This is a genomic window from Pseudopedobacter beijingensis, from assembly GCF_042678145.1.
Lineage (GTDB): Bacteria > Bacteroidota > Bacteroidia > Sphingobacteriales > Sphingobacteriaceae > Pseudopedobacter > Pseudopedobacter beijingensis.
Map to the genome: position 1 here is coordinate 216,450 of NZ_JBHUDG010000020.1, position 25,731 is coordinate 242,180.

General features: G+C 35.9%; 23 protein-coding genes and 6 tRNA genes. 6 read left to right on the top strand and 23 right to left on the bottom strand.

From position 1 onward, the window contains the following. Positions 1-241: 241 nt before the first annotated feature. The 5 genes from ACFSAH_RS13910 (at position 242) to miaA (ending at position 5,337) form a co-directional block, all read left to right on the top strand. Entirely contained in the window at positions 242-1,381 is a 1,140-nt protein-coding gene (locus ACFSAH_RS13910) for a glycosyltransferase family 4 protein (protein ID WP_379663348.1), read from the top strand. Next, positions 1,359-1,925 carry an L-threonylcarbamoyladenylate synthase gene (locus ACFSAH_RS13915; protein WP_379663349.1) on the top strand — a complete coding sequence of 189 codons (567 nt, stop codon included), beginning with the start codon at positions 1,359-1,361 and terminating at the stop codon, positions 1,923-1,925. The genes ACFSAH_RS13910 and ACFSAH_RS13915 overlap by 23 nt, the downstream gene beginning before the upstream one ends. Before the next feature lie 234 nt (positions 1,926-2,159). After that, positions 2,160-3,572, top strand: a complete 1,413-nt coding sequence (locus ACFSAH_RS13920) for a CCA tRNA nucleotidyltransferase (RefSeq protein WP_379663350.1) — start codon at positions 2,160-2,162, stop codon at positions 3,570-3,572. A gap of 30 nt (positions 3,573-3,602) precedes the next feature. Then, the gene (locus tag ACFSAH_RS13925; RefSeq protein WP_379663351.1) at positions 3,603-4,217 is read left to right on the top strand and encodes an IS1096 element passenger TnpR family protein; all 615 of its coding nucleotides are present in this window, start codon (positions 3,603-3,605) and stop codon (positions 4,215-4,217) included. Between the two features lie 211 nt (positions 4,218-4,428). Beyond that, positions 4,429-5,337: a tRNA (adenosine(37)-N6)-dimethylallyltransferase MiaA gene (gene miaA / locus ACFSAH_RS13930; RefSeq protein ID WP_379663352.1), complete on the top strand. Its 909-nt coding sequence runs from the start codon at positions 4,429-4,431 to the stop codon at positions 5,335-5,337. A 64-nt stretch (positions 5,338-5,401) separates the two neighbouring features. Here miaA and ACFSAH_RS13935 read toward each other — a convergent pair whose 3' ends face one another. From ACFSAH_RS13935 to ACFSAH_RS14035, 21 genes are all read right to left on the bottom strand, one after another. Next, positions 5,402-5,716, bottom strand: coding sequence for a DUF3467 domain-containing protein (locus ACFSAH_RS13935; protein ID WP_379663353.1), 315 nt, complete (start codon positions 5,714-5,716; stop codon positions 5,402-5,404). A gap of 93 nt (positions 5,717-5,809) precedes the next feature. Further along, positions 5,810-5,882 (bottom strand) — tRNA-Thr (locus tag ACFSAH_RS13940). 142 nt (positions 5,883-6,024) lie between these two features. After that, a complete protein-coding gene (gene rpoC / locus ACFSAH_RS13945; protein ID WP_379663354.1) occupies positions 6,025-10,308 on the bottom strand; it encodes a DNA-directed RNA polymerase subunit beta' in 4,284 nt (1,427 codons plus the stop codon). Positions 10,309-10,394: 86 nt separating this feature from the next. Beyond that, positions 10,395-14,195 (bottom strand): DNA-directed RNA polymerase subunit beta, encoded by a 3,801-nt coding sequence (rpoB, locus tag ACFSAH_RS13950; RefSeq protein ID WP_379663355.1) that lies wholly within the window; start codon positions 14,193-14,195, stop codon positions 10,395-10,397. A 141-nt stretch (positions 14,196-14,336) separates the two neighbouring features. Then, complete coding sequence (rplL, locus tag ACFSAH_RS13955) at positions 14,337-14,711, bottom strand: 50S ribosomal protein L7/L12 (RefSeq protein WP_379663356.1); 375 nt, start codon at positions 14,709-14,711, stop codon at positions 14,337-14,339. Between the two features lie 58 nt (positions 14,712-14,769). Next, positions 14,770-15,288, bottom strand: a complete 519-nt coding sequence (gene rplJ, locus ACFSAH_RS13960; protein WP_379663357.1) for a 50S ribosomal protein L10 — start codon at positions 15,286-15,288, stop codon at positions 14,770-14,772. Positions 15,289-15,292: 4 nt separating this feature from the next. Continuing rightward, on the bottom strand, positions 15,293-15,991 hold the full coding sequence (rplA, locus tag ACFSAH_RS13965; protein ID WP_379663358.1) for a 50S ribosomal protein L1: 699 nt from the start codon (positions 15,989-15,991) through the stop codon (positions 15,293-15,295). A 22-nt stretch (positions 15,992-16,013) separates the two neighbouring features. Continuing rightward, positions 16,014-16,457 (bottom strand): 50S ribosomal protein L11, encoded by a 444-nt coding sequence (gene rplK, locus ACFSAH_RS13970; RefSeq protein ID WP_353133563.1) that lies wholly within the window; start codon positions 16,455-16,457, stop codon positions 16,014-16,016. A gap of 124 nt (positions 16,458-16,581) precedes the next feature. Then, on the bottom strand, positions 16,582-17,124 hold the full coding sequence (gene nusG / locus ACFSAH_RS13975) for a transcription termination/antitermination protein NusG (RefSeq protein ID WP_379663359.1): 543 nt from the start codon (positions 17,122-17,124) through the stop codon (positions 16,582-16,584). Between the two features lie 12 nt (positions 17,125-17,136). After that, entirely contained in the window at positions 17,137-17,331 is a 195-nt protein-coding gene (secE, locus tag ACFSAH_RS13980; protein ID WP_379663360.1) for a preprotein translocase subunit SecE, read from the bottom strand. Positions 17,332-17,352: 21 nt separating this feature from the next. After that, positions 17,353-17,423: transfer RNA gene (locus ACFSAH_RS13985), tRNA-Trp, on the bottom strand. Positions 17,424-17,483: 60 nt separating this feature from the next. Beyond that, the gene (gene tuf, locus ACFSAH_RS13990) at positions 17,484-18,671 is read right to left on the bottom strand and encodes an elongation factor Tu (protein ID WP_379663361.1); all 1,188 of its coding nucleotides are present in this window, start codon (positions 18,669-18,671) and stop codon (positions 17,484-17,486) included. 65 nt (positions 18,672-18,736) lie between these two features. Then, positions 18,737-18,808, bottom strand: a tRNA-Thr gene (locus ACFSAH_RS13995). Positions 18,809-18,873: 65 nt separating this feature from the next. Then, positions 18,874-18,946, bottom strand: a tRNA-Gly gene (locus ACFSAH_RS14000). Between the two features lie 14 nt (positions 18,947-18,960). Then, positions 18,961-19,041 (bottom strand) — tRNA-Tyr (locus tag ACFSAH_RS14005). A gap of 28 nt (positions 19,042-19,069) precedes the next feature. Then, positions 19,070-19,142: transfer RNA gene (locus ACFSAH_RS14010), tRNA-Thr, on the bottom strand. Positions 19,143-19,313: 171 nt separating this feature from the next. After that, the gene (locus tag ACFSAH_RS14015; protein WP_379663362.1) at positions 19,314-19,652 is read right to left on the bottom strand and encodes an HPF/RaiA family ribosome-associated protein; all 339 of its coding nucleotides are present in this window, start codon (positions 19,650-19,652) and stop codon (positions 19,314-19,316) included. Between the two features lie 15 nt (positions 19,653-19,667). Next, positions 19,668-20,546, bottom strand: a complete 879-nt coding sequence (locus tag ACFSAH_RS14020; RefSeq protein ID WP_379663363.1) for a tyrosine-type recombinase/integrase — start codon at positions 20,544-20,546, stop codon at positions 19,668-19,670. 64 nt (positions 20,547-20,610) lie between these two features. Beyond that, complete coding sequence (rpsU, locus tag ACFSAH_RS14025; RefSeq protein WP_379663364.1) at positions 20,611-20,799, bottom strand: 30S ribosomal protein S21; 189 nt, start codon at positions 20,797-20,799, stop codon at positions 20,611-20,613. Positions 20,800-21,010: 211 nt separating this feature from the next. Further along, entirely contained in the window at positions 21,011-21,538 is a 528-nt protein-coding gene (locus ACFSAH_RS14030; RefSeq protein WP_379663365.1) for an adenine phosphoribosyltransferase, read from the bottom strand. Continuing rightward, positions 21,525-22,412 (bottom strand): helix-hairpin-helix domain-containing protein, encoded by an 888-nt coding sequence (locus tag ACFSAH_RS14035; protein WP_379663366.1) that lies wholly within the window; start codon positions 22,410-22,412, stop codon positions 21,525-21,527. Before ACFSAH_RS14035 ends, ACFSAH_RS14030 begins: the two co-directional genes overlap by 14 nt. A 143-nt stretch (positions 22,413-22,555) precedes the next feature. Between ACFSAH_RS14035 and ACFSAH_RS14040 the strand changes: the two genes are divergently transcribed. Further along, the gene (locus tag ACFSAH_RS14040) at positions 22,556-24,307 is read left to right on the top strand and encodes a lysophospholipid acyltransferase family protein (protein WP_379663367.1); all 1,752 of its coding nucleotides are present in this window, start codon (positions 22,556-22,558) and stop codon (positions 24,305-24,307) included. A 56-nt stretch (positions 24,308-24,363) separates the two neighbouring features. Here the strand turns inward: ACFSAH_RS14040 and ACFSAH_RS14045 are convergent, their stop codons facing one another. Both ACFSAH_RS14045 and ACFSAH_RS14050 read right to left on the bottom strand, forming a co-directional pair. Continuing rightward, on the bottom strand, positions 24,364-25,350 hold the full coding sequence (locus tag ACFSAH_RS14045; protein WP_379663368.1) for an acyl-ACP desaturase: 987 nt from the start codon (positions 25,348-25,350) through the stop codon (positions 24,364-24,366). Between the two features lie 150 nt (positions 25,351-25,500). Beyond that, a partial coding sequence (locus tag ACFSAH_RS14050) for a hypothetical protein (RefSeq protein WP_379663369.1) occupies positions 25,501-25,731 on the bottom strand: 231 nt, incomplete at its 5' end.

Genomic DNA, 25,731 nt, shown 5'->3' on the forward strand with positions numbered 1-25,731 from the left:
TCATTATACACAAACAAAGAGTTTGTTGATATGTTTCGGTAAAACAGGAAGCTGTCTAAAAAGACAAAGAGTTTTCTTATTTCGAAGACTTTAGGAGAGACATCCTTCGACTCCGTTTAGGATGACAAGTCCTTTTTTAGCCTCTTCTTTCTTTCCGAGCAAATTACCATACTCTTTGTAATTAACCTGTAACATTAAACCGTACCGAATACATTACTTTCGGTGTAAAACTATATGTCTGTTGAAAATAGGATTTGAGGCTAAACGCATTTTCAGAAATTTTACGGGATTGGGAAATTATAGCCGAGCAGTTGTTAAAAATCTCAGCAAAAACTTCGCTGAACATCAATATATACTGTACACCCCTAAGGTTAACCCTATCAATACGAGTCTGAACCTTAAGGCTAAAAATATTCAGATAAAAACACCGTCTTCAAAATTATTTAGTGCTATCTGGAGAATTTGGGGAGTGAGCAAAACGCTTGTAAAAGATAGGATTGATATTTTTCATGGGCTTAGTGGAGAAATCCCCCTAAACATCCATCAATATAATATCCCCGCTGTAGTAACTATCCACGATCTTATTTATCTGAGATATCCGCATTATTTTAAACCCATAGACAGAGCTATTTATCATTATAAATTTAAACAGGCATGTATTAACGCTGACAGAATCATCGCTATCAGCGAGCAAACTAAAAGGGATATTATCCAGTTTTTTGGAATCGACAACAATAAAGTAGATGTCGTTTATCAGGGCTGCGACAAAGTTTTTCATTCCAATTATCCGCAAAAGCAATTAAAAGAAGTTCAGGATAAATATCAACTTCCCGAGTGTTTTATCCTCTGCGTAGGCACCATAGAGTTCCGTAAAAACCAACTACTAATATTAAAAGCGTTAAAAATGCTTAAAGCGGATGTTGCCTTAATACTTGTAGGAAAACCCACAAATTACAAAGAGGAACTGCTTTCCTATATAGACCAAAACAACTTGCAGCATAAAGTAAGGTTTCTGGAAAACATTCCTTTTACCGATTTACCACTTATTTACAATTTAGCTCGTATTTTTGTATATCCATCTCGTTTTGAAGGATTCGGAATCCCCGTTCTTGAAGCAATCTCCTGTGGCATACCAACTATTGGTGCTACCGGATCTTGTTTAGAAGAAGCAGGAGGTCCAAACTGTATATATGTATCTCCCGATGACGAGCAACAACTGGCAAAAAGCATTGATACCATCATGCTTTCTGAAGAAATCAGAAATACAATGATTAGCAAAAGCTTTGAGTACGCTAGTCAGTTTAGCGAAGACCAAATTGCAAACAACCTGATGGAAGTATATAAACGAACTTTAGAAAATGTTAAAAGAAGAAGTCAATAAAGCTTTAGAGGTATTAAAAAACGGTGGTATTATTTTATACCCCACCGATACTATTTGGGGCATTGGTTGCGATGCCACCAATAAAGATGCTGTAGCCAAAGTATATGCCCTTAAAAAAAGAGAAGAGACTAAAAGTATGATTGTACTTTTAGATACAGACAATAAACTAGCGGGTTATGTGAACGATATTCCGGAAGTAGCATACGATTTAATTGAATATGCAGAAAATCCTTTAACCATCATTTACTCCAATGCCAAAAATCTGGCACAGAATGTAATCAACGAAGACGGAAGCATAGGAATACGGGTTACCACTCATGAATTTTGCAAACAATTGATCCAAAGATTTAGAAAACCAATAGTTTCTACATCAGCCAATATTAGTGGGGTACCTTCCCCAAAAAACTTCGATGCAGTAGCTCAGGAAATAAAAGACGGCGTAGATTATATCGTGAATCTGGAACAGGATGACAAATCAGAGAAAAAACCATCTACCATAATGAAAATTGAACCTGGGGGTAAGTTTATGTTTATTAGGAAATAATTGTAAAAACATCTACTGATTGATTATTATTTTCAGAAATAAACGATAAAAGTACTATAAGACTCGATTTCTTTACCTGTTTAGGTAAAAGAAATTACTTCTATAACCTAAAAAAACTTAGTTTTGTAAACAGAATAACAGATTTGTTTACTTTACGCTTCCTCTGCGGAAAGTATTTAGAAAAATCTAACATTATTGCCAGAAAATATTTCTGGCAAAATTCATAAATCGTAAATGAAAGAACACCTTACACACCCTATATTCAGGATTATTTCAGAGTTAAGCACCAAACTTAACATCGAAACTTATGTTATCGGCGGTTTCGTAAGGGATATCTTTTTAGAAAGACCATCAAAAGACGTAGATATATTGGTTATTGGAAATGGTCCCGATTTTGCACTTGCAGTTGGAAAAAAAACTGGTACCAACGTATCCGTTTTCAAAAACTTTGGAACGGCTATGTTAAAGTATCAGGATTTAGAAGTAGAATTTGTAGGAGCCAGAAAAGAATCATACCGAAATGATTCAAGAAAACCTATTGTTGAAGACGGAACTTTAGAAGACGATCAGAAACGCAGAGATTTCACCATAAATGCCATGGCCATTTCTTTATCTAAAGAAAGTTATGGACAATTGGTAGATCCATTTGGTGGTTTGCGAGACTTGAAAGAAAAACTGATTATTACACCTTTAGAAGCTTCTGAAACTTTTTCGGATGATCCGCTACGCATGATGCGCGCTATAAGGTTTGCAACACAGCTTAATTTCAACATTCACGAAACTGCACTTAACGCCATAACATTAAACAAGGAGAGAATAAAGATAGTTTCTAAAGAGCGTATTACGGATGAGCTCAATAAGATTATCCTCTCAAAGAAACCATCTATAGGATTTAAATATCTGTTTGACACAGAATTATTACATATCATATTTCCACAAATGGCTAACCTCTTCGGCGTTCAGGTTATTGGAGGGAAAGGACACAAAGACAATTTCTACCATACCCTAGAAGTGCTGGACAACCTTTCTGAAAACACAGATGACCTGTGGTTAAGATGGGCCGCCATACTACATGATATAGCCAAACCGGCGACCAAAAGATTCGATAAAAAACAGGGTTGGACTTTCCATGGACACGAAGATAAAGGAGCCCAAATGGTTCCTAAAATTTTTGCAGAGCTTAAACTACCTCTAAATGATAAAATGAAGTATGTCCAAAAACTGGTTTTATTACATTTGCGTCCTATTGTACTTGCGCAGGATATAGTTACAGATTCTGCAGTAAGGAGATTATTATTCGAAGCAGGAGACGATATAGAAGATCTGATGCTATTATGCCAGGCAGATATCACTACTAAAAACGAGTATAAAATAAAAAAATATAGAAATAACTTTGAGCTGGTTAAGCAAAAGCTTAAAGATGTCGAAGAAAAAGATAAAATACGAAACTGGCAACCTCCGGTAACTGGAGACGATATTATTGCAGCCTTTAACATTAAAGCAGGAAAAGAAGTTGGTATTATCAAAAATAGAATAAGAGAAGCTATTTTAGAGGGTGATATTAGAAATGACCGGGAAGAAGCATTGCAGCTTATGCTCCAAATAGGAAAAGAAATTGGTCTTAAATTTGAACAGGAAATAAGTTAAAATATTGAACATAAAATTTACTTTTGCAAAATGGCAATTTATAGATTCAGAATAAGCTTCGAAGATTACGATGATGTAATCAGAGAAATTGACATCAAATCTAATCAGACATTTAAAGACTTACATCTGGCATTACACAAGTCAATTGGGTATGATCCTGAAAAGTCATCTTCCTTTTATGTAAGTAATGATCAATGGATCAAAAACGAGGAAATTGCGTATATGCCCAACCCAAGAAAAATAGACAGAGGTGTAATCTTAATGGAGAACTCTAAATTAAGCTCCTTTATAGATGATCCACACCAAAAGTTTTATTATGTCTATAATTTCGACAAACCCTTTGATTTTCATGTACAGTTAATCAGAATCCTTGAAAACGATACTAAAGAATATCCTTTAGTTTTTAAATCAGTAGGAGAAGCTCCTAAAATCTTCACTAACTCATTAATATCTCCTATGGACGATCCGGGAGAAGATGATGAAGACTTTATTGATGAAGAAGATGTTTTAATTGCAGACGAAGAGGAATTGGGCTCACTTAATGGTCGTGAAGAAGATGATGAGCAGGAAGAGGAAGAAGATGAATTTTCAAACGAATTCTCTGATGATGACAATTACGACTCGGGCGATTACGATGAAGACTAAAATAATATCCGGTTAACAGCCGGATTTTTTGTTTATAATCCCTTCTGACTATTTTTAAACCAAGAACATTATACAAACAACAAGTATTAAAAACACCTATTTTCATAGGAAAAGACGCAAACACACTTTAAATATTTTAGTTTTAAATACGATATAACTCCATATCCATTTTTGATTTTCTATTTTTACCCCTAATTATCATCATTATCTTATGTCTGACAAATATCTGGTTATTATAGCAGGTCCTACCGCCGTTGGAAAAACAGCATTAGCAATAGATATAGCAAAACATTATAGTACTGAAATTATTTCGGCAGATAGCCGACAGTTCTTTAAAGAAATGTCTATTGGGACTGCAAAACCATCTGTCAACGAGTTGAGCGCTGTAAAACATCATTTTATCAACTCTCATTCCATTAATCAAGAAGTTAGTGTAGGTAGTTACGAAAAAGAAGTTTCTAATCTACTGGACTCCATTTATACCCATAAAAACATCATAGTTGTCGTTGGCGGTTCGGGATTATACATCAATGCTATTTTAAACGGTTTTGATGAACTTCCACAAATAAATGAAGGTGTAAGAAACACATTGAACGAACGCTTCAGAGAAGAGGGAATTGAACCTCTACAAAAGGAACTATTGCAAATAGATCCTGTATATTATCAGCAGGTAGATATTAATAACCCCCAACGCATTATACGGGCTTTAGAAATATACCACAGTACAGGTACACCTTTCTCATCTTACAGAAAAGGGGAACAAAAAAAGAGAAGCTTTAAGCCGGTTATTATTGGTTTAAATACAGACAGAGAGAAACTATATCATCGTATTAATACACGTGTTGATTTGATGATACAAGAAGGTTTAGTTGATGAAGTTAAAAACCTTCTCCCTTATAAACACCTCAACAGTTTAAACACGGTAGGTTATAGCGAAATATTTGATTATTTAGAGGGACAGATCAGTCTTGAAAGAGCCATAGAACTGATCAAACAGAATTCAAGAAGATATGCAAAAAGGCAAATAACATGGTTTAAAAAAGTGGAAGGAATAAATTGGTTTGATCCAAACCAAAAAGAAGATATTATTTCATATATAGATAAAACAATATCTTCCTGATATTTAAATTAAGATTTCAATTTTCAATACTTCATTTAGCATTAAAAATCGATAATTTAAATTGCTATGCTTGTGCAGTAGGCCCACCAAAATTGAATGGTAAATCCGTTCCGGGATCATTTCCATCCCTGATTACACCGTTTGCTATTTCGAATTTATTGATATTGTCTTGCAAGGCGTTTAAAAGTCTTTTAGCATGTTCTGGAGTAAGGATAATCCGGCTTTTAACCTTAGCCTTAGGGATACCTGGCATCACTCGTATAAAGTCTAGTACAAACTCCGAATTTGAATGCGTAATAATTGCCAGATTGGAGTAAACCCCTTCAGCAATTTCTTCAGACAACTCAATATTTAGCTGATTTTCGTTTTTTTCTTGCATAAAAAGTAATAGTATTCTTATTAAACAAAACTAATATAAGGCTATTTATTTTAAAGACAACAAGAAATAACAGGATTTTATAAAGGAAAAAAGAGCCTCCTATCGGAATCGAACCAATGACCTACTGATTACAAGTCAGTTGCTCTACCAGCTGAGCTAAGGAGGCTTTTCAATGTACTACCCTGATTTTGGGTGTGCAATATTAAAGAATATTCCAGTGTTTGCCAAATTATTTTTAAAGATTTACTGTACAAAAAAACCCGCTTATTACTAAGCGGGTTATAAGTTTCTATATTTCAAAAGATTGACTAAGCGTCAACTTCTTCTTTAGAAGCCATTAATTTATCGTACTCTTCCTGAGAACCTACGATAATTCTTTCGTAGTCTCTTAAACCAGTACCCGAAGGGATTAAGTGTCCAACAATTACGTTTTCTTTCAATCCTAATAAATCATCACGTTTACCAGCGATAGCTGCCTCATTTAACACTTTTGTAGTTTCCTGGAAGGAAGCCGCAGAGATAAATGATTTAGTACCCAATGAAGCTCTGGTTATACCTTGTAGCATTGGACTTGCAGTTGCAGGACGCGCTTCTCTCGCAGAAACCAATTTAAGGTCTTTACGTTTCAATTGAGAATTCTCATCACGTAATCTTCTTACAGAGATAATTTGACCAGCTCTCAATGTGCTTGAATCTCCTGCATCCTCAACAACCATCTTATCAAAGATATTATCATTCTCAATAGAGAAATCAAACCTGTCTACAGCCTCTTTTTCTAAGAACTTAGTATCACCTGCATCATCAATCATTACCTTCTGCATCATTTGGTGAACGATAACTTCAAAGTGTTTATCGTTAATCTTCACCCCTTGCAGACGGTAAACTTCCTGAATACCATTTACTAAGTATTCCTGAACTGCTGCCGGTCCTTTAATTCCTAAAATGTCACTTGGAGAAATAGCTCCATCAGACAATGGCATACCCGCTTTAATAAAGTCGTTATCCTGTACCAGAATGTGTTTAGCTAAAGGTACAAGGTATTTTTTAACCTGTCCATCTCTGGATTCGATAGTTACCTCACGATTACCACGTTTAACACCTCCTAAAGTTACCACACCATCAATTTCAGTAACAACCGCAGGGTTAGATGGATTTCTAGCCTCAAACAATTCAGTTACACGAGGTAGACCCCCCGTAATATCTCGGGTTTTACCTGTAGTACGCGGAATCTTAACCAGAATTTCCCCCATCAATACCTCTTCACCTTCTGATACAATTACGTGTGCACCTACCGGAATATTATACTCTCTGATAGAACCACCTTTATTGTCAACAATTTTAACAACAGGGTTTTTAGTTTTATCCCTGGTATCAATAATCACTTTCTCTCTGTGTCCTGTTTGTTCGTCAGATTCTTCACGGAAAGTTACACCTTCAATGATAGATTCATAAACTACTTTACCAGAGAATTCAGAGATAATTACAGCGTTATATGGATCCCAAGAACAGATCTTATCTCCTTTAGTTACTTTGTCTCCTTCTTTCACAAACAAGTAAGATCCGTAAGGGATATTATTTGTCATGATCACTCTGTTCGTATTCGGATCTACAATTTTGAATTCACCAGAACGTCCTAATACTACGTCTACTTTTTCATCCTCAGTTTGATACTCCACAGATCTCATGTTTTCAAATTCGATAACACCATCGAATTTTGCTGTAATTTGAGATTCTGCAGCAATGTTAGATGCAGTACCACCGACGTGGAATGTACGAAGTGTTAACTGTGTACCCGGCTCACCAATAGATTGTGCAGCAATAACGCCTACTGCCTCTCCCATTTGAACACGTTTACCAGAAGCAAGGTTACGTCCGTAACAAAGTGCACAAACACCTTTCGATGCTTCACAAGTTAATACCGAACGAAGCTCGATACCTTCTAGTGGAGATTCATCAATAGCTTTAGCAACTTCTTCAGTAATATCCTGATTTGCAGCTACCAGCAATTCGCCACTTAATGGATCGTAAACATCATGTAGAGAAGTACGACCTAAGATTCTCTCATACAATGGCTCAACAATGTCCTCATTGTCTTTTAATGCTGTTGTAAAGATACCTCTTAAAGTACCACAGTCTTCATTTTTAACAACCATATCCTGAGCCACGTCATGCAAACGACGAGTCAAGTAACCCGCATCCGCCGTTTTCAACGCCGTATCCGCAAGACCTTTACGCGCACCGTGGGTAGAGATAAAGTACTCTAAAACCGAAAGTCCTTCTTTAAAGTTTGAAAGAATCGGGTTTTCTATAATTTCACCGCCAGATCCTGACTTTTGAGGTTTTGCCATCAAGCCCCTCATACCACACAACTGACGAATCTGCTCTTTAGAACCCCTCGCTCCAGAATCCAACATCATATAAACTGAGTTAAATCCTTGGTTGTCATTAGTTAATTGGTGCATTACATGCGATGTCAATCTGTTGTTGATACGTGTCCAGATATCGATAATCTGATTATAACGCTCATTATTAGTAATGAAACCCATATTATAGTTAGTCATTACTTCATCAACTTCATCTCTCGCCTGTTCCAGTAAAGTATGTTTCTCTGTAGGAATATTCAAATCTTTCAGGTTGAAAGACAAACCTCCTTTGAAAGCAGACTGGAATCCCATAGTTTTGATATCGTCCAGGAACTGAGCAGCTCTTGCCATACCAGTTTCTTTAACCACAAAACCAATGATATCTCTTAAAGATTTCTTCGTTAATAACTCATTGATGAATCCTACTTCTTCAGGAACAACCTCATTAAAAAGTACACGTCCTACAGTAGTTTCAATCATTTTGCTAACAATAGATCCATCTTTTTCCTTTGCATTTGCTTTTACTTTAATAAAAGCGTGAAGATCTACTTGCTTCTCATTGTAAGCAATAATTACTTCTTCTGCAGAATAAAATGCTGATCCTTCCCCTTTAACTACTCTAGATTCATCTGTTTTACGGCCTTTGGTCATATAATAAAGACCTAAAACCATGTCTTGGGATGGAACTGTTACCGGAGTACCATTTGCAGGGTTCAAAATATTATGCGCTGCCAACATCAGGATTTGGGCTTCCAAAATAGCTGCATTACCAAGCGGTACGTGAACAGCCATCTGGTCACCGTCAAAGTCGGCGTTGAACGCAGTACACACTAATGGGTGTAATTGGATAGCTTTACCTTCTACCAATTTTGGTTGGAAAGCCTGAATACCCAGACGGTGAAGCGTAGGAGCCCTGTTCAGAAGAACTGGATGTCCTTTTAACACATTCTCCAGAATATCCCATACTAGTGGGTCTTTTCTATCTACAATTTTTTTAGCAGATTTCACAGTTTTAACCACACCTCTTTCGATCATCTTACGAATGATGAATGGTTTAAACAATTCTGCTGCCATATCTTTAGGTAAACCACACTCATGAAGTTTCAATGTAGGACCTACCACGATAACCGAACGACCAGAATAGTCAACACGCTTACCTAATAAGTTTTGACGGAAACGACCTTGTTTACCTTTTAAAATATCTGATAATGATTTTAAAGCTCTGTTACCTTCTGTTTTAACAGCATTAACTTTTCTCGAGTTATCAAATAAAGAATCTACTGCTTCTTGTAACATACGTTTCTCGTTACGTAAGATAACTTCTGGAGCTTTAATCTCCATCAATCTCTTCAAACGGTTATTACGTATGATCACACGACGATAAAGATCGTTCAAATCCGAAGTCGCGAAACGCCCACCTTCTAAAGGTACTAACGGACGCAATTCTGGTGGAATAACCGGAACGATTTTAACAATCATCCACTCTGGATTATTCTCTATTCTTGATCTAGATCCACGGAAAGCTTCTACGACTTGTAAACGCTTTAAAGCTTCATTTTTACGTTGCTGAGAAGTTTCATTAGCTGCCTGGTGACGTAAGTCATAAGATAACTGATCTAAATCTAAACGTCTCAATAAATCTTCTAAAGCTTCTGCCCCCATTTTAGCCACAAATTTCTGAGGATCTTTGTCGTCTAAATATTGGTTTTCTTTAGGTAATTTATCTAAAACATCCAGATATTCTTCTTCAGTTAGGAAATCCATATATTGAATTCCTTGCTCTTCCATAATACCAGACTGAATAACTACATAACGTTCATAGTAGATAATCAAATCCAATTTCTTAGTAGGAAGACCTAAAAGATATCCTATTTTATTAGGTAATGATCTGAAGTACCAAATGTGTGCCACAGGAACAACCAAATTGATATGTCCCATACGTTCACGACGTACTTTCTTTTCTGTTACCTCTACACCACAACGGTCACAAACGATTCCTTTATAACGGATTCTTTTGTATTTACCACAGTGACATTCGTAATCTTTTACCGGACCAAAAATACGTTCACAGAACAAACCATCTCTCTCTGGTTTATATGTTCTGTAATTGATTGTTTCTGGTTTCAGTACCTCACCACTTGATCTTTCCAGAATAGCTTCCGGAGAAGATAAACTGATAGTAATCGAGGTAAAATTACTTTTTATTTTATTATCCTTTTTGTAAGACATATTCTTTCCTTAAGTTGAAAGTTATAAGTTCAAAGTTGAAAGAAAAGTAAAACACTTTTAACTTTCAACTTTAAACCTTGAACTTATTAGTCTAATGTTATATCTAATCCCAATCCTCTTAGCTCGTGAACCAATACATTGAATGATTCTGGAACCCCTGGAGTTGGAAGGTTTTCACCTTTTACAATGGCTTCGTAAGTTTTAGCTCTACCCACCACGTCATCGGATTTCACCGTTAAGATCTCTTGAAGGATGTTTGCTGCACCAAATGCTTCTAATGCCCAAACCTCCATCTCACCAAAACGCTGACCACCAAACTGAGCCTTACCACCCAGAGGTTGTTGAGTAATCAACGAGTAAGGTCCTATTGAACGGGCATGCATTTTATCATCTACCATGTGTCCTAATTTCAACATGTAAATGATACCTACTGTGGTAGGTTGGTCAAAACGCTCTCCGGTTAAACCATCATGTAAATAAGTTCTTCCTGATTCCGGAAGTCCTGCCTGACTGATATATTTTTCAACGTCTTCATGAGAAGCTCCATCAAATATCGGTGTAGCAAACTTCAAACCTAGTTCTTTACCTGCCCAACCTAAAACAGTTTCATAAATCTGTCCAAGATTCATACGAGAAGGTACCCCTAGCGGATTCAAAACGATATCTACCGGTGTTCCGTCTGCTAAGAAAGGCATATCTTCGTCACGTACAATACGTGCAACAATACCTTTATTACCGTGACGACCAGCCATCTTATCTCCCACTCTCAATTTACGTTTCTTAGCCACGTAAACTTTTGCCATTTGAACAATTCCTGACGGAAGCTCATCTCCAACACTGATAGCAAACTTATCTCTTCTATAAGCTCCCAGTTCTTCGTTTACTTTAATTCCGTAGTTGTGAAGTAATGCTTTGATTAGCTCATTTTTATCTTCATCAGTAGTCCATTTTGTAGGATTGATGTGATTATAATCAAGCTCCATCAATAGTTTTTGGGTGAATTTAACACCTTTTGCTATCAACAACTCTTTATAGATATTATAAACACCTTGAGAAGTTTTTCCGTTAACAATATTAAACAATTTGTCAACTAAACCTTCTCTAAGCTCTCTAACAGCTTTCTCATGTCTTGCGTCAAGTTTATCCAGTAAAGATTTTTCCTCTGCTTTAGAAGTTTTCTTCGCTCTGGAGAATAACTTGGTATCAATTACAACACCATTAATAGACGGAGGAGTTTTCAAAGAAGCATCTTTAACATCTCCGGCTTTATCACCAAAGATAGCTCTCAATAATTTCTCTTCCGGTGAAGGGTCTGACTCTCCTTTAGGCGTAATCTTACCAATCAAAATGTCACCTTCTTTTACCTCAGCTCCAATTCTGATAATTCCGTTTTCATCTAAGTCTTTAGTAGCCTCTTCAGAAACGTTAGGAATATCTGGTGTCAATTCTTCTTCTCCACGCTTAGTATCCCTCACTTCCAATTCAAATTCTTCAATATGAATAGAAGTAAAGATATCCTGAGATACAACACGCTCAGAAATTACGATAGCATCCTCAAAGTTATATCCCTGCCAAGGCATGAATGCAACTTTTAAGTTTCTTCCCAATGCAAGCTCACCCGCTTCTGTAGCATATCCTTCACAAAGAACCTGTCCTTTAGATACCCTTTCACCTTTTCTTACAATAGGTTTCAGGTTAATGCATGTGCTCTGATTGGTTTTCTTAAACTTGATAAGATCATAAGTTTTTGAACGGCCGTCAAAAGAAACTAGTTCATCGTCTTCAGTTCTATCGTATTTGATAGTTATTTGATTCGCATCAACATATTCCACTACACCACTTCCCTCTGCATTAATCAAAGTACGTGAGTCTGAAGCTACGCGTCCTTCTAATCCTGTACCTACAATCGGAGCTTCCGGTCTCAATAAAGGAACCGCCTGACGTTGCATGTTAGATCCCATCAAAGCCCTGTTAGCATCATCATGCTCAAGGAATGGAATCAAAGAAGCTGCAATAGAAGTAATCTGATTAGGAGATACGTCTATATAGTCTAATTTCTCTGGCTCAATAACCGGGAAGTCACCTTCGTATCTTGCCTTAACTTTTTCATCAATAAAGTTTCCTTTATCGTCATACTGTGCATTTGCCTGAGCGATAGTTTTTGCATCCTCATCTTCTGCACTTAAATATATTACAGGCTCATTTACAACTACTTTACCGTCTACTACTCTACGATAAGGAGTTTCAATGAAACCAAGATTATTAATCTTAGCGTGTACACACAGAGAAGATATCAAGCCAATATTTGGTCCCTCAGGAGTTTCAATAGTACATAAACGACCATAGTGAGTATAGTGAACGTCACGCACCTCGAAACCCGCTCTCTCTCTTGATAAACCACCAGGACCTAAAGCTGATAAACGACGCTTGTTAGTAATCTCTGCTAATGGATTGGTTTGATCCATAAACTGAGATAACTGGTTAGTTCCAAAGAAAGAATTAATTACTGAAGATAATGTACGGGCATTGATCAGATCCGTAGGAGTAAACACCTCGTTATCACGGATATTCATACGCTCACGAATAGTTCTGGCCATACGAGATAAACCAACACCAAACTGTGCGTATAATTGCTCGCCCACTGTACGAACACGACGATTAGACAAGTGATCGATATCATCCACCTCTTCTTTAGAGTTGATTAATTTGATCAAATATTTAACAATCGCAATAATATCCTCCTTAGTCAAAACTTTAGTTTCGTCCGGAGTATCTAATTGTAATTTTCTATTGATTCTGTAACGACCAACATCACCTAAATCATAACGTTTGTCTGAGAAGAACAATCTGTCGATAATTCCTCTTGCCGTTTCTTCATCAGGTGGTTCTGCGTTACGTAATTGACGATAGATATGCTCTACCGCTTCTTTTGCAGAGTTAGACGTATCTTTCTGCAATGTATTATAGATGATAGTATAGTCTCCGCTATTGCTGTCTTCCTTAGAAAGGATCAAGGTTTTAACACCAGCATCAACTATCATATCAATATGGTCATCTTCTAGAATGGTTTCCCTTTCAAGTATGATTTCATTTCTGTCAATAGACACAACTTCACCTGTATCTTCATCCACAAAATCTTCTACCCATTTCTTAAGTACCCTTGCAGCCAACTTACGGCCTACATATTTCTTAAGACCAGATTTGCTAACCTTAACTTCATCAGCCAGATCAAACAATTCTAAGATGTCTTTATCAGAATCGTATCCGATAGCTCTTAACAAAGTTGTAACAGGGAACTTTTTCTTACGATCGATGTATGCATACATCACGTTGTTCACGTCAGTTGCAAACTCAATCCAGGAACCCTTGAAAGGAATTACACGGGCCGAGTATAATTTACTTCCGTTGGTATGCCTGCTTACGCCAAAGAATACTCCCGGAGAACGATGTAATTGAGAAACAATCACACGCTCAGCACCGTTGATAACAAAAGTTCCTTTTGGAGTCATATAAGGTATAGTACCTAAGTAAACATCCTGAACTATTGTTTCAAAGTCTTCATGTTCTTCATCATTACAAGATAAACGTAATTTAGCTTTTAACGGAACACTATAAGTTAATCCACGCTCTATACACTCTTGTATATCATAACGAGGTGGATCTATAAAGTAATCTAAAAATTCTAAAACAAAGATGTTTCTTGAATCAGAGATCGGAAAGTTTTCAGCGAATACTTTGAATAGACCTTCTGTATGACGGTTATCAGAAGTAGTCTCTAACTGAAAGAATTCCTTGAACGATTGGATTTGCACATCCAGAAAATCAGGATAATCAATTACATGTTTGCTTTGGGCAAAATTTATCCTTTGATTGCTTTTGTTTGCCAAGGGTCTAAAATTTTAGTTTAAAAACTGAAAATTCGATTATCGTTAACTGTAACGGTAATGAAAGGTGATATACACCAAAAGCCTAAGACTCCATACCCGTTTGGGTGGAGTCTAAGGCTATATTGTTTGAGCAATGAGAGATTATTTAATCTCAACAACAGCTCCTGCTTCTTCTAATTGTTTTTTAAGAGCTTCTGCTTCGTCTTTAGCAACACCTGCTTTTAATTCTTTAGGTGCACCATCAACTAAGTCTTTAGCTTCTTTTAATCCTAAACCAGTTAAGTCTTTAACTAATTTAACTACTGCTAATTTCTGACCACCAGCATCTTTTAAGATTACGTCAAATGAAGTTTTTTCTTCTGCAGCAGCAGCTTCACCAGCAGCAGGAGCAGCAACTGCAACTGCAGCAGCAGCAGGCTCGATACCGTACTCATCTTTTAAGATTTGAGCTAACTCATTAACTTCTTTAACTGTTAAGTTTACCAATTGTTCAGCAAACGCTTTTAAATCTGCCATTATATTTTAATTTAAAAATTACTAATTTATTAATACTCCGAATTTAAAGGTATTCGAATTAACCTCTTTCTTGTAAAGTTTTGACAATTCCTGCCAACTTGTTTCCACCAGACTGTAAGCCAGAAATAACATTCTTAGCTGGAGACTGAAGCAATCCGATGATATCACCAATAAGCTCTTCCCTAGATTTAAGGTTAACAAGCGCTTCTAGTTGATTATCACCAACGAAAGCTGTAGAATCAATATATGCTGCTTTCAATACTGGTTTATCACCTTCTTTTCTTAAAGCTTTGATAAGCTTTGCAGGTGCATTACCAGTAGTTGAGAACATCACTGAAGATGCTCCTTTAAGAACATCGAACAAAGGTGCTACATCGCCATCAATTTGCTCTAAAGCTTTCTTAATAAGCGTGTTTTTTACAACCTGCATTCCAATGTTACTATCGAAACATTTACGGCGAATATTATTGATTTTCTCTACTGTCAATTCAGAAGTATCAGTAATATAGAAATTACCATACTCTTTCATTTGCTCAGCTAAAGCAGAAACAACTTCGTGTTTTTCTTCCTTTCTCATATTATTATATTCCTGCTACTGATTTAGTCTCAACTTCTATTCCTGGGGACATAGTTGAAGACATGTGAATACTTTTAAAATATGTTCCTTTTGCAGCTGAAGGTTTCAATTTAGAAATGGTTTGAAGAACCTCTAACGCATTTTCATAAATTTTTTCAGCAGAGAAAGATGCTTTACCAACTGAACAGTGGATAATACCTGTTTTATCAACTTTAAAGTCGATTTTACCACCTTTAACATCAGTAACAGCTTGTCCAACATTCTGGGTTACCGTTCCTGATTTTGGGTTAGGCATCAAGTTTCTAGGACCTAGAACACGACCCAATTTACCTACTTTAGCCATACAGCTAGGTGTAGTAATAATGATGTCAACATCTGTCCATCCACCCTCAATCTTAGCAATATACTCATCTAAACCAACGTAATCAGCACCTGACGCTTTAGCTTCTTCTTCTTTATCTGGAGTTACTAATGCTAATACACGTACTGTTTTACCGGTACCATGAGGTAAAGTTGCGATACCACGAACCATTTGGTTTGCTTTACGCGGGTCTACACCTAAACGAACATCGATATCTACCGATGCATCAAATTTAGTTGTAGTGATATCTTTTACCAAGGCAGCTGCATCCTTTAAAGAATAAGCTTTACCAGCGTCAAGTTTGGAAAGAGCGGTTTTTTGATTTTTTGTTAATCTAGCCACTATCTTAAACTTAATTTTTTAATTAATTGTTCCAAGGAGCGTTTCCTGTAACGTTAATACCCATACTGCGAGCAGTACCTGCAACCATTCTCATAGCTGATTCTACTGTAAACGCATTTAAATCTGGCATTTTATCTTTTGCAATTTCTTCAACTTGTTCCCAAGTTACGTTTGCAACCTTTTTACGGTTAGGTTCCGCAGATCCACTTTTAATTTTAGTAACTTCCATTAATTGGATAGCTACCGGTGGAGTTTTAATGATAAAATCAAATGATTTATCTGCATAAACAGTAATAACAACAGGAAGAACTTTGCCAGGCTTATCCTGGGTACGAGCGTTAAATTGCTTACAAAACTCCATGATGTTAACACCCTTAGCACCTAATGCAGGTCCTACTGGTGGCGATGGGTTTGCTGCGCCTCCTTTAATCTGTAATTTGATTAACGCACTGACTTCTTTTGCCATTTTCCTATTTATTTAATTCTCAACGTTAATTAATGTGGAAGCATTCTTTGTTGAGCTCATATCCAAAACTTTTTGTATTATACGCAAAAATCAGAGCCTTATTTAAACTCTGACATTTCTTGTATTATTCTTTTTCTACTTGCATGTAGTTTAACTCAAGAGGTGTTTTCCTTCCAAAAATCTTAACCATAACCTTAAGTTTCTTTTTCTCTTCGTTTACCTCTTCAATAACTCCAGAGAATCCGTTGAACGGCCCATCCATAACTTTCACATTCTCTCCAACATAGTATGGGATATTCATCATCTCACCCTGTTCTGCCATCTCGTCAACCTTACCTAAAATACGGTTAACTTCAGCCGGGCGTAATGGAACAGCGTTACCATCTTTATCTCCTAAAAAACCTATTACACTATTCAGGTTTTTAATAATCAACTCCAGCTCAGCATTCAAAGAAGCCTCTACAAGAACATATCCAGGGTAGTAATTTCTTTCTTTAGCAATCTTCTTACCATCTCTCATTTGGTAATACTTCTCCATAGGTATTAAAACCTGAGGAACCAAATGATTCAATTCCAAACGCCCTATTTCCGCTTCTATGTATTGCTTAACCTTTTTCTCTTTCCCACTAACCGCTCTAACTACATACCACTTTAACTGATCAACCATTGCTCACTAGATTTATGCGAAAGATTTATAGATTAATTTGATAAGATTACCTGCAGACTCATCCATTGCAAAAACAATCAGTGCTATAATAACGGCTGCTATTAAAGTAACCATCGCACTATTCTGTAACTCTGCCCATGTAGGCCAGGTTACCTTTTCTTTTAGCTCTGTAAAAGACTCTTTAACGTATTCTGCAAATTTAGCCATCTTTTATTATGCTTTCTTTAGCACGGGCACCAGGACTCGAACCCAGACCAAAGGTTTTGGAGACCTTCGTTCTACCTTTAAACTATGCCCGTTTATTAAAAAGAGCCACAAAAGTAGCTCTTTTTTTTATCTTATCAAAACTTAATTTAAAATTAAGCTAAAATTTCAGTTACCTGACCAGCACCTACTGTTCTACCACCTTCACGGATAGCGAAACGTAGACCTTTTTCCATAGCGATAGCGTTGATCAATTTCACTGTAATTGTAACGTTATCACCTGGCATAACCATTTCAATTCCTTCTGGTAGAGAAATCTCACCAGTAACGTCAGTTGTTCTGAAGTAGAATTGAGGACGGTATTTATTAAAGAATGGAGTGTGACGACCACCTTCTGCTTTTGACAATACGTAAACCTCAGCTTTGAAATCTGTGTGAGGAGTTACTGAACCTGGTTTACAGATAACCATACCACGACGGATGTCAGTTTTCTCAATACCACGTAACAATAAACCTACGTTATCACCAGCCTCACCTGAATCTAATATTTTACGGAACATCTCAACACCAGTTACTGTAGATTTTAAGTTCTCAGCACCCATACCTAAGATATCCACTTGATCTCCTGAATTGATAACACCTCTCTCGATACGACCAGTAGCAACTGTACCACGACCTGTAATAGAGAATACGTCCTCAACTGGCATCAAGAAAGGAAGATCAGTTAATCTTGGTGGAATTGGAATATAGTTATCTACAGCCTCCATTAACTCCATGATTTTCTCTACCCATTTCTCTTCTCCATTCAAACCACCTAGAGCAGAACCTTTGATTACAGGAATATCATCACCTGGGAATTCGTAGAATGATAATAATTCACGAACTTCCATTTCAACAAGCTCTAATAACTCAGGATCGTCAACCATATCAACTTTGTTCATAAACACAACAAGAGCAGGTACACCTACCTGACGAGCCAATAGGATATGCTCACGAGTTTGAGGCATTGGACCATCTGTAGCAGCAACTACTAAGATAGCTCCATCCATTTGCGCAGCACCAGTAACCATGTTTTTCACGTAATCCGCGTGACCTGGACAGTCAACGTGTGCATAGTGACGGTTAGCTGTAGAATACTCTACGTGTGATGTATTAATTGTAATACCACGCTCTTTTTCTTCAGGAGCTGAGTCAATTGAATCAAATGAACGAGCCTCTGAAAGACCTTTATCAGCTAAAACTTTAGTGATAGCAGCAGTAGTAGTTGTTTTTCCGTGGTCAACGTGACCGATTGTACCGATGTTTAAGTGCGGTTTGCTACGGTCAAATTTTTCTTTTGCCATGTTTATTTACTTATTAGTAGGTTAATTTTACTTTTCTTCTTCAAATTAAGACTCAAAGTCTTACGAGCCAATGATGGGACTTGAACCCATGACCTCTTCCTTACCAAGGAAGTGCTCTACCGCTGAGCTACATCGGCTTTTAAACACTAAAAGCCAACCTATATCACGTTTAAGGTGGCTGAATCAGTGTAAACTTTAAGTGAGCGGAAGACGAGGTTCGAACTCGCGACCTATAGCTTGGAAGGCTATCGCTCTACCAACTGAGCTACTTCCGCTTTTAAAAAATGTGTGGGGGGAGAAGGATTCGAACCTTCGAAGCCGAAGCAACGGATTTACAGTCCGTCCCATTTGACCGCTCTGGAATCCCCCCATACCTGCAATTTAAGATTGCAACGCTGAGCCTCCTATCGGAATCGAACCAATGACCTACTGATTACAAGTCAGTTGCTCTACCAGCTGAGCTAAGGAGGCTTTTAAAAATATTTTAAAGAACCTTTTTCTTTTCCATCAAACCTGTGCTTGAGGGACTGCAAAAGTACAAAAATTAATATTCGAACAAAATTTTTTTTAAAAAAAATTCGATGTTTTTTCAGGACACCGAATCTCATATTGCAAATACCTCTGATTTATAGATAGATATAGTTATTCTAATTTTTGATTTTTTTTCATTGCCACACTCCTACTCTTCAATTTTAACCTCACTTTATATTTTCTAATCTGCCTTCTCAAGCTATCAACAGCCAGATCCGTTGCTTCCTCAAATGTCTTACACTGTTGTCTTGCAAAAAGAACGCACCCCGGAATCATCAACTTTATCTCAGCTATTTTGTTGGTTTCGCCAGAAACCCTATCCAATCTGAGATAAACATCACCACTGATGATTTGATCAAAAACCAAATCAAGCTTATCTGTTTTTTTTTGAATAAAGGCCAATAAATTTTTATCGGCATTGAAACGGATTGACTGAACTCCGATTTTCATGAGACCTCCTGTTTTTTAGGCTTTTGGATGAGCCTGTTTATAAATTGATTTAATTCGCTCGATTGAATTATGCGTATATATTTGTGTAGCAGCCAAATTTGCATGCCCCAACAAATCTTTAATGGCATTGATATCTGCACCAGCATTTAACAGAGCTGTTGCAAAAGTATGACGTAACACATGTGGACTTCTCTTTTTCCTTGTAGTAACAAACGATAGATATTTTCTCACAATTCGATAGATAAACTTTGGATAAACTTTAGTTCCTTTATTCGTAACGATTAAAGATGTACTTATATTACCTTCAAAAGAACTTAATTTTAGATTCTGATATTTTTCTATTAATTGCACTAAAGTTTTTGACAACGGAACAATCCGCTCCTTATTCCTCTTACCTAAGACCTTTACCTTCCCTTCAACCAAATCAATATTTTTATTATCTATATTAATCAGCTCAATTAAACGAACACCAGTTCCAAACAAAAATTCCAGCACAAGCCTATCCCTTTCTCCTTCAAAACCAGCATCAAAAAACTCGTTATCTAATAAAAAATCCATCTTATCGACCTCAATAAACACAGGAAGCTCTTTAGCTATTTTAGGTGTAGATATTTTTTGAGTAGGATTAATCTCTAACATGCCCTCCCTTACTAAAAATTTGTAGAATGTTTTAAGGGTCGATATCTTCCTATTAACAGATCTATTCTCTATACCATCATCCGACAAGGACAATATCCATCCCCGAATGTCATGATGATTAACACTCAGTAAATCAATATTACTAATACTTAAATAAGCTTGAAACTGGGAAATATCTAATCGATAAGAGCTAATGGTATGCTGGGAATACCTTTTTTCAAAAGAAATATAATTGAAAAATCGCTCTAAAAACATAAAAAAACTATTTATATACCCAATAATGAATATACAAATAGTTTTTATATAAAAAAGCTAAATCTTAAATTTCTTGATTTAATGACTGCTTATAAATAGCATTTTTTCTTTGCGTTCTACGAGCTACTGATCTCTTCTCGTACGCTTGGCGGCTACGTAGCTCTCTTAAAACGCCTGTTTTCTCAAATTTCTTTTTGAAACGTTTAAGTGCTCTATCAATAGATTCACCTTCTTTAATATTGATAATAATCATGTGTTAAATACCACCCTTCTGTTCTTTTTTTATTATGGACTGCAAAGGTAATCAATATCTTAAATTACACAAACATTTATTTGATTTTATTTTAGAATCCTTTTTAATTTATCTTGTAAAAGTTAGCAGGTTGCTTTTAAGCAGGATGAAAGCTATTGCAGAAGGTGAGTCATCCTCAACTAAATCAATTAAACAAATTTCTAAATCAGCCTTAATACTTCGTTAAAAGAACAACCTTTGCTCCAAACTCTTTCAATAAATCTTCTCCTTTTAAAAACTCAAGTCCAATCAAAAAACTATAGGCTGCTATTTTCCCTCCCAATTTCCCTATCAATTCCGACGCCGCATAAACAGTCCCTCCCGTAGCAAGCAAATCATCATGTACTAATATATTAGATCCCTTTTTAAATGCATCTTCGTGAATTTCTATAACAGATTGCCCATATTCAAGATCATAACACTGCTTAATAGACTTATAAGGTAATTTTCCTTCCTTTCTGATAGGAACAAAAGGCACCTTTAATTCATTGGCCAGCATCATCCCAAATAAAAAGCCTCTACTTTCTATTCCAGCAACAACATCAATATTAATCCCTTTTAGTCTAGAAACAAATTCAGCAATAATATCACTACAAAGTTCCTGATCTTTAAGTATAGGGGTAATATCTCTAAAAACTATGCCTTCAGAAGGAAAATCAACTACATCCCTAACTAAACGCTTTATTCTATTTTCCATCATTAAATTTTATATACGGTGCTATTTTCTCAAGGAGATCATCATTTAATACAGCAGCTTTCTTTAATTGTTGTATAGAATAAAAGCTACCATGTTGTTTTCTATATGCCAATAAAACGGTCTTTTGTTTATAATTCAAGTACGGAAAATCCTTAATATCCTCAAAAGAAACGTTATTGATGTAAATATAATTAACATTTTGCGTATCAATATTAATCTGATACACAATTTGATCAAATTTCACAGAATCCAAACCCCAAATTTCCCTCAATTGTTCTTTATTAACAAATCCACCTAATTTATCTCGATATTTAACTATACGCTTACCAAAAGATGGCCCAATCCCTTTCACCAATTGTATAGAGATAGAATCGACAGAGTTAATATCTATAATAATATCGTTATTCTTCTTCATCTCCCTTTTGTGATCATTTTCAAAAGAATATTCCTTCACAGGGATATAAATATAAGGCTCCAATCGCTTATATAATTGATCATTAATAGAGTATATCTTCTTCAAATCCTCTCTGCGGTAAAAGTGTCCACCTTTCGCTTCGTAATTTTTGATAATATTAATTTGTTTAGCAGACAGGCCTAATAATTTCCATTTTTCAGCCGGCAAGCCATTAGGATTAAAATTAAACAACCTAACATTCTCGGTTGTTAGTGACTCTTTATATGGGTATCCATCAGATCGTTTTTCAATTTCCTCAATCTTAGGCTTTAAAACTTCAACACTATAATCTAGCTTTTGCTCATAAAAATATTCGTAGACATAAGAAGATATAAACACTAGGAACAAGATCATAAATAATACAAGCATTCCTCTGATTTCTCTTCTCGAAATATCAAAATAAGATTTAACTTTATTGAACATAGAAAGATACTTTATAAAAGAAAAACATAAAACGTTTAAGGTATATTTGTCTGAAAAATAACACAAAATACGAAAAACATATCAAGCAAATCAAACTCATTTCATCTAATGAAATAAGAGATATAAATTAATATCGAGTTTTAATGAAGATAATAACTACTAAAGAATTCGCAGAAGCAACCAAGCTCAACAAGCTAAGAATGCCTGGGCTAGCTTCTTTATTGATGGAAGTCATGAAAATTAACGACATCAACAGAACTTTCGAAAAAGCCTCCAATTATGAAGGGGTCGAGTTTGTTGACGAAATTTTAAGGCTTCTGGGAGTAAAGATCGAAATTTCGGAAAATGATTTAAAAAATATACCTGCGGAAGACGCTTTCATCGCTGTAGCAAATCATCCTTATGGAGGAATCGAAGGTTTAATATTAATTAAACTACTTTGCTCCAAACGACCGGAAGCTAAAGTAATGGCCAATTTCCTCTTAAAAAAAATACCTAATCTCAGTGAATTTTTTGTTGCCGTAAACCCTTTCGAAAATATAGATCATTCATCAAGCATTAGCGGTATAAAAACGTCTATGGCCTTGCTTAAATCAGGCATACCACTAGGAATATTTCCAGCAGGTGAAGTTTCCACATACAAACTAGACAAACAACAAGTCACCGACAAACATTGGCATCCCGTAGTAGGCAAACTTATTGCTAAATCTAAAAAGCCAGTTCTGCCTATTTATTTTCATGGCAATAATGGTCTTCTTTTTAATATCTTATCACTGATACACCCCACCTTAAGAACAGCAAAATTACCTTCCGAGTTATTTAATAAAAATGGGCATACTATCAAAATAAGAATTGGAAAACCTATTCCTTTTGACGAAATACCAGAAAATGATAATACCGAAAAATTATTAAGTTTTATACGCACTAAAACTTATGCTCTAGGTGCTGGTTTAGAAGATGAGAAAAAAATATTCAACACCGCTTCACTTTTTAAAATCAATAACCGTATTCAGGAAATAATCCCCGAAACAGATGCTGAAACTATTACACAAGAAATAACAAAGCTCGATTCATATAAAGTATGGACAGAAAAAAATTATGAGGTTTATATCACTCCTACAGATAATATTCCAAATATCATCAGAGAAATTGGTCGTCTTAGAGAAATAACGTTCAGAGAAGTAGGAGAAGGCACCAACAAATCCATTGATTTAGATAAATATGACATTTATTATAATCACCTATTCATTTGGGATACCGAAAATAAAAAAATAGTAGGCGCCTATAGAATTGGAAAAGGAGACGAGATATTCTACAGCTACGGAAAAAAAGGATTTTACACAGCAGAACTTTTCAAAATAAAATCACAATTCCAATTTGTACTTAAAGAAAGTCTGGAGCTAGGAAGATCCTGGATACGAAAAGAATACCAACAAAAACCATTACCCCTTTTTCTACTATGGAAAGGAATTCTAAAATATGTAATTGATAACCCAAGATATCGATACCTTATAGGTCCTGTATCAATCAGTAACTCATTCAGCAAATTTTCAAAATCATTAATGGTCAATTTTATTTATCAAAATCATTTTGATTATGAAATGGCAGAACTGGTAAAACCACGTAAGAAATTCAAAATAGACTTTTCCAAAATAGATATTGATGTACTAACTGCAGGAAAAAATTCGTTTAAAAACCTCGATAGTCTCATTTCAGAAATAGAAACCAAACATGTAAAAGTACCTGTCTTATTAAGACAGTATATCGGCTTAAATGCTAAAATAATCTGTTTCAATATAGATCCGAAATTTTCAGATAGCCTTGATGGGTTCCTTGTTCTCGATTTAAGAACAGTTCCTCAGGATATGCTGGAAAAATTAAGTAAAAATCTATAAAGAGAAAAGGTTCGATATTAAATATCGAACCTTTTCTCTTATATAACTTGTCATTACTATTTACTCAATATCCAACTAAATTTGTACTCTAAAGAAGGAATCTTCATACGCTCTGCAACCCTCAATAACCTTGCAGGTAAAGCTAGAAGATAATCCCTACCTTTCTCTGCTGCATCATTAAGTCCCGTAAGATGTTCCAATCCCCAATCTACATTCAGTTCCTTTAATATATCAACATAATCTACCGCAGTATAAACACCTATCCTTTGTGCAGCATCTGTAAAATGGCCGAATGTCTCTCCTGACTTAATTCCTATTTCTCTTAAAAAATGAGCAGGCATTACAATTTTCTTTCTCATCATATCCTCAAAAGCAAGTATAACCTCACTTGGGTCTACTTTTATAGCCTCACTAATAAAAGACTTATAAGCCTTTGCATGCCTTGCCTCGTCAGAAGCAATAACCCCACACATCTTAGACAATAATTTATCACCAGCTTGCTTAGCTAAACTAGCAACTCTTCTATGCGATACGTTAGTAGCTAACTCCTGAAAAGAAGTATATATAAAGTTTCTATAAGGATCAGCTCCAGTACCAATATCAAAACCGTCCTGTATCAAATATTGGGTAGAGATCTCCATTGCTCTCATATCAACCCTCCCGGATAGATATAAGTATTTATTTAATAAATCACCATGACGATTTTCCTCTGCTGTCCATGCTCTAACCCACTTCATCCAGCCACCTTGTTCACTTTTAGAAACATCATCAACCATAGTCAACCAAGACTCATATGTAGGTAAGGCTTCTTCTGTTATGGTATCACCAATTAATACAGCCAACAAATCATAAGACAGTTCCCTTGTACTTTCCTGTAAATCTCTAACTTCATCAAAAAAAGTATCTTTACTAGAATCAGGTAAAAAATCAGCCGGCTGCCACATTTCTTCAACGGGCTTTAAGTATTCTGCCATTTCACCTAACATAAAAGGTTCTAGATAAGTCATGACTTCCTTTCTAGATCCTACCGATAAATCATGCATAGATTATTATTATGAACACAAATATAACGATAATAGAAGACTTTAAGGACTTTAAAAAAAAGAAATTGGCAGAAAGAAAAGTTCAAAGTACCAATAAATCGGCAAGTTATGAAGCTAAATAGATAAGTCTGCCAAGTATTTTACTAAAAACTAAAGAAACACCAATACCAGAAAAATGGAAAATGAGCAGATGTTAATTCCGGCCCCCCTTGAATCCCTTAATGAGTTCACAGACAGGACTGGCCCCAAGGTATTCGGAGCCACATGGATCATCGCTGCAATAGCTTTCAAATCTTTTTCAAACAAATAAGGGCCGGTAAGCATGAAGCTTCCGGCCCTCTTTAAGGTTCGGCACCGACCTACTCTCCCACGTGTTACCGC

What these genes read in the sequence shown, in the direction of transcription:
- ACFSAH_RS13915 (WP_379663349.1), top strand. Translation starts at nt 1,359, where the DNA reads ATGTTAAAAGAAGAAGTCAATAAAGCTTTAGAGGTATTAAAAAACGGT.
- ACFSAH_RS13920 (WP_379663350.1), top strand. Translation starts at nt 2,160, where the DNA reads ATGAAAGAACACCTTACACACCCTATATTCAGGATTATTTCAGAGTTA.
- ACFSAH_RS13925 (WP_379663351.1), top strand. Translation starts at nt 3,603, where the DNA reads ATGGCAATTTATAGATTCAGAATAAGCTTCGAAGATTACGATGATGTA.
- miaA (WP_379663352.1), top strand. Translation starts at nt 4,429, where the DNA reads ATGTCTGACAAATATCTGGTTATTATAGCAGGTCCTACCGCCGTTGGA.
- ACFSAH_RS13935 (WP_379663353.1), bottom strand. Translation starts at nt 5,716, where the DNA reads ATGCAAGAAAAAAACGAAAATCAGCTAAATATTGAGTTGTCTGAAGAA.
- rpoC (WP_379663354.1), bottom strand. Translation starts at nt 10,308, where the DNA reads ATGTCTTACAAAAAGGATAATAAAATAAAAAGTAATTTTACCTCGATT.
- rplL (WP_379663356.1), bottom strand. Translation starts at nt 14,711, where the DNA reads ATGGCAGATTTAAAAGCGTTTGCTGAACAATTGGTAAACTTAACAGTT.
- rplJ (WP_379663357.1), bottom strand. Translation starts at nt 15,288, where the DNA reads ATGAGAAAGGAAGAAAAACACGAAGTTGTTTCTGCTTTAGCTGAGCAA.
- rplK (WP_353133563.1), bottom strand. Translation starts at nt 16,457, where the DNA reads ATGGCAAAAGAAGTCAGTGCGTTAATCAAATTACAGATTAAAGGAGGC.
- nusG (WP_379663359.1), bottom strand. Translation starts at nt 17,124, where the DNA reads ATGGTTGATCAGTTAAAGTGGTATGTAGTTAGAGCGGTTAGTGGGAAA.
- secE (WP_379663360.1), bottom strand. Translation starts at nt 17,331, where the DNA reads ATGGCTAAATTTGCAGAATACGTTAAAGAGTCTTTTACAGAGCTAAAA.
- tuf (WP_379663361.1), bottom strand. Translation starts at nt 18,671, where the DNA reads ATGGCAAAAGAAAAATTTGACCGTAGCAAACCGCACTTAAACATCGGT.
- ACFSAH_RS14015 (WP_379663362.1), bottom strand. Translation starts at nt 19,652, where the DNA reads ATGAAAATCGGAGTTCAGTCAATCCGTTTCAATGCCGATAAAAATTTA.
- ACFSAH_RS14020 (WP_379663363.1), bottom strand. Translation starts at nt 20,546, where the DNA reads ATGTTTTTAGAGCGATTTTTCAATTATATTTCTTTTGAAAAAAGGTAT.
- rpsU (WP_379663364.1), bottom strand. Translation starts at nt 20,799, where the DNA reads ATGATTATTATCAATATTAAAGAAGGTGAATCTATTGATAGAGCACTT.
- ACFSAH_RS14030 (WP_379663365.1), bottom strand. Translation starts at nt 21,538, where the DNA reads ATGATGGAAAATAGAATAAAGCGTTTAGTTAGGGATGTAGTTGATTTT.
- ACFSAH_RS14035 (WP_379663366.1), bottom strand. Translation starts at nt 22,412, where the DNA reads ATGTTCAATAAAGTTAAATCTTATTTTGATATTTCGAGAAGAGAAATC.
- ACFSAH_RS14040 (WP_379663367.1), top strand. Translation starts at nt 22,556, where the DNA reads ATGAAGATAATAACTACTAAAGAATTCGCAGAAGCAACCAAGCTCAAC.
- ACFSAH_RS14045 (WP_379663368.1), bottom strand. Translation starts at nt 25,350, where the DNA reads ATGCATGATTTATCGGTAGGATCTAGAAAGGAAGTCATGACTTATCTA.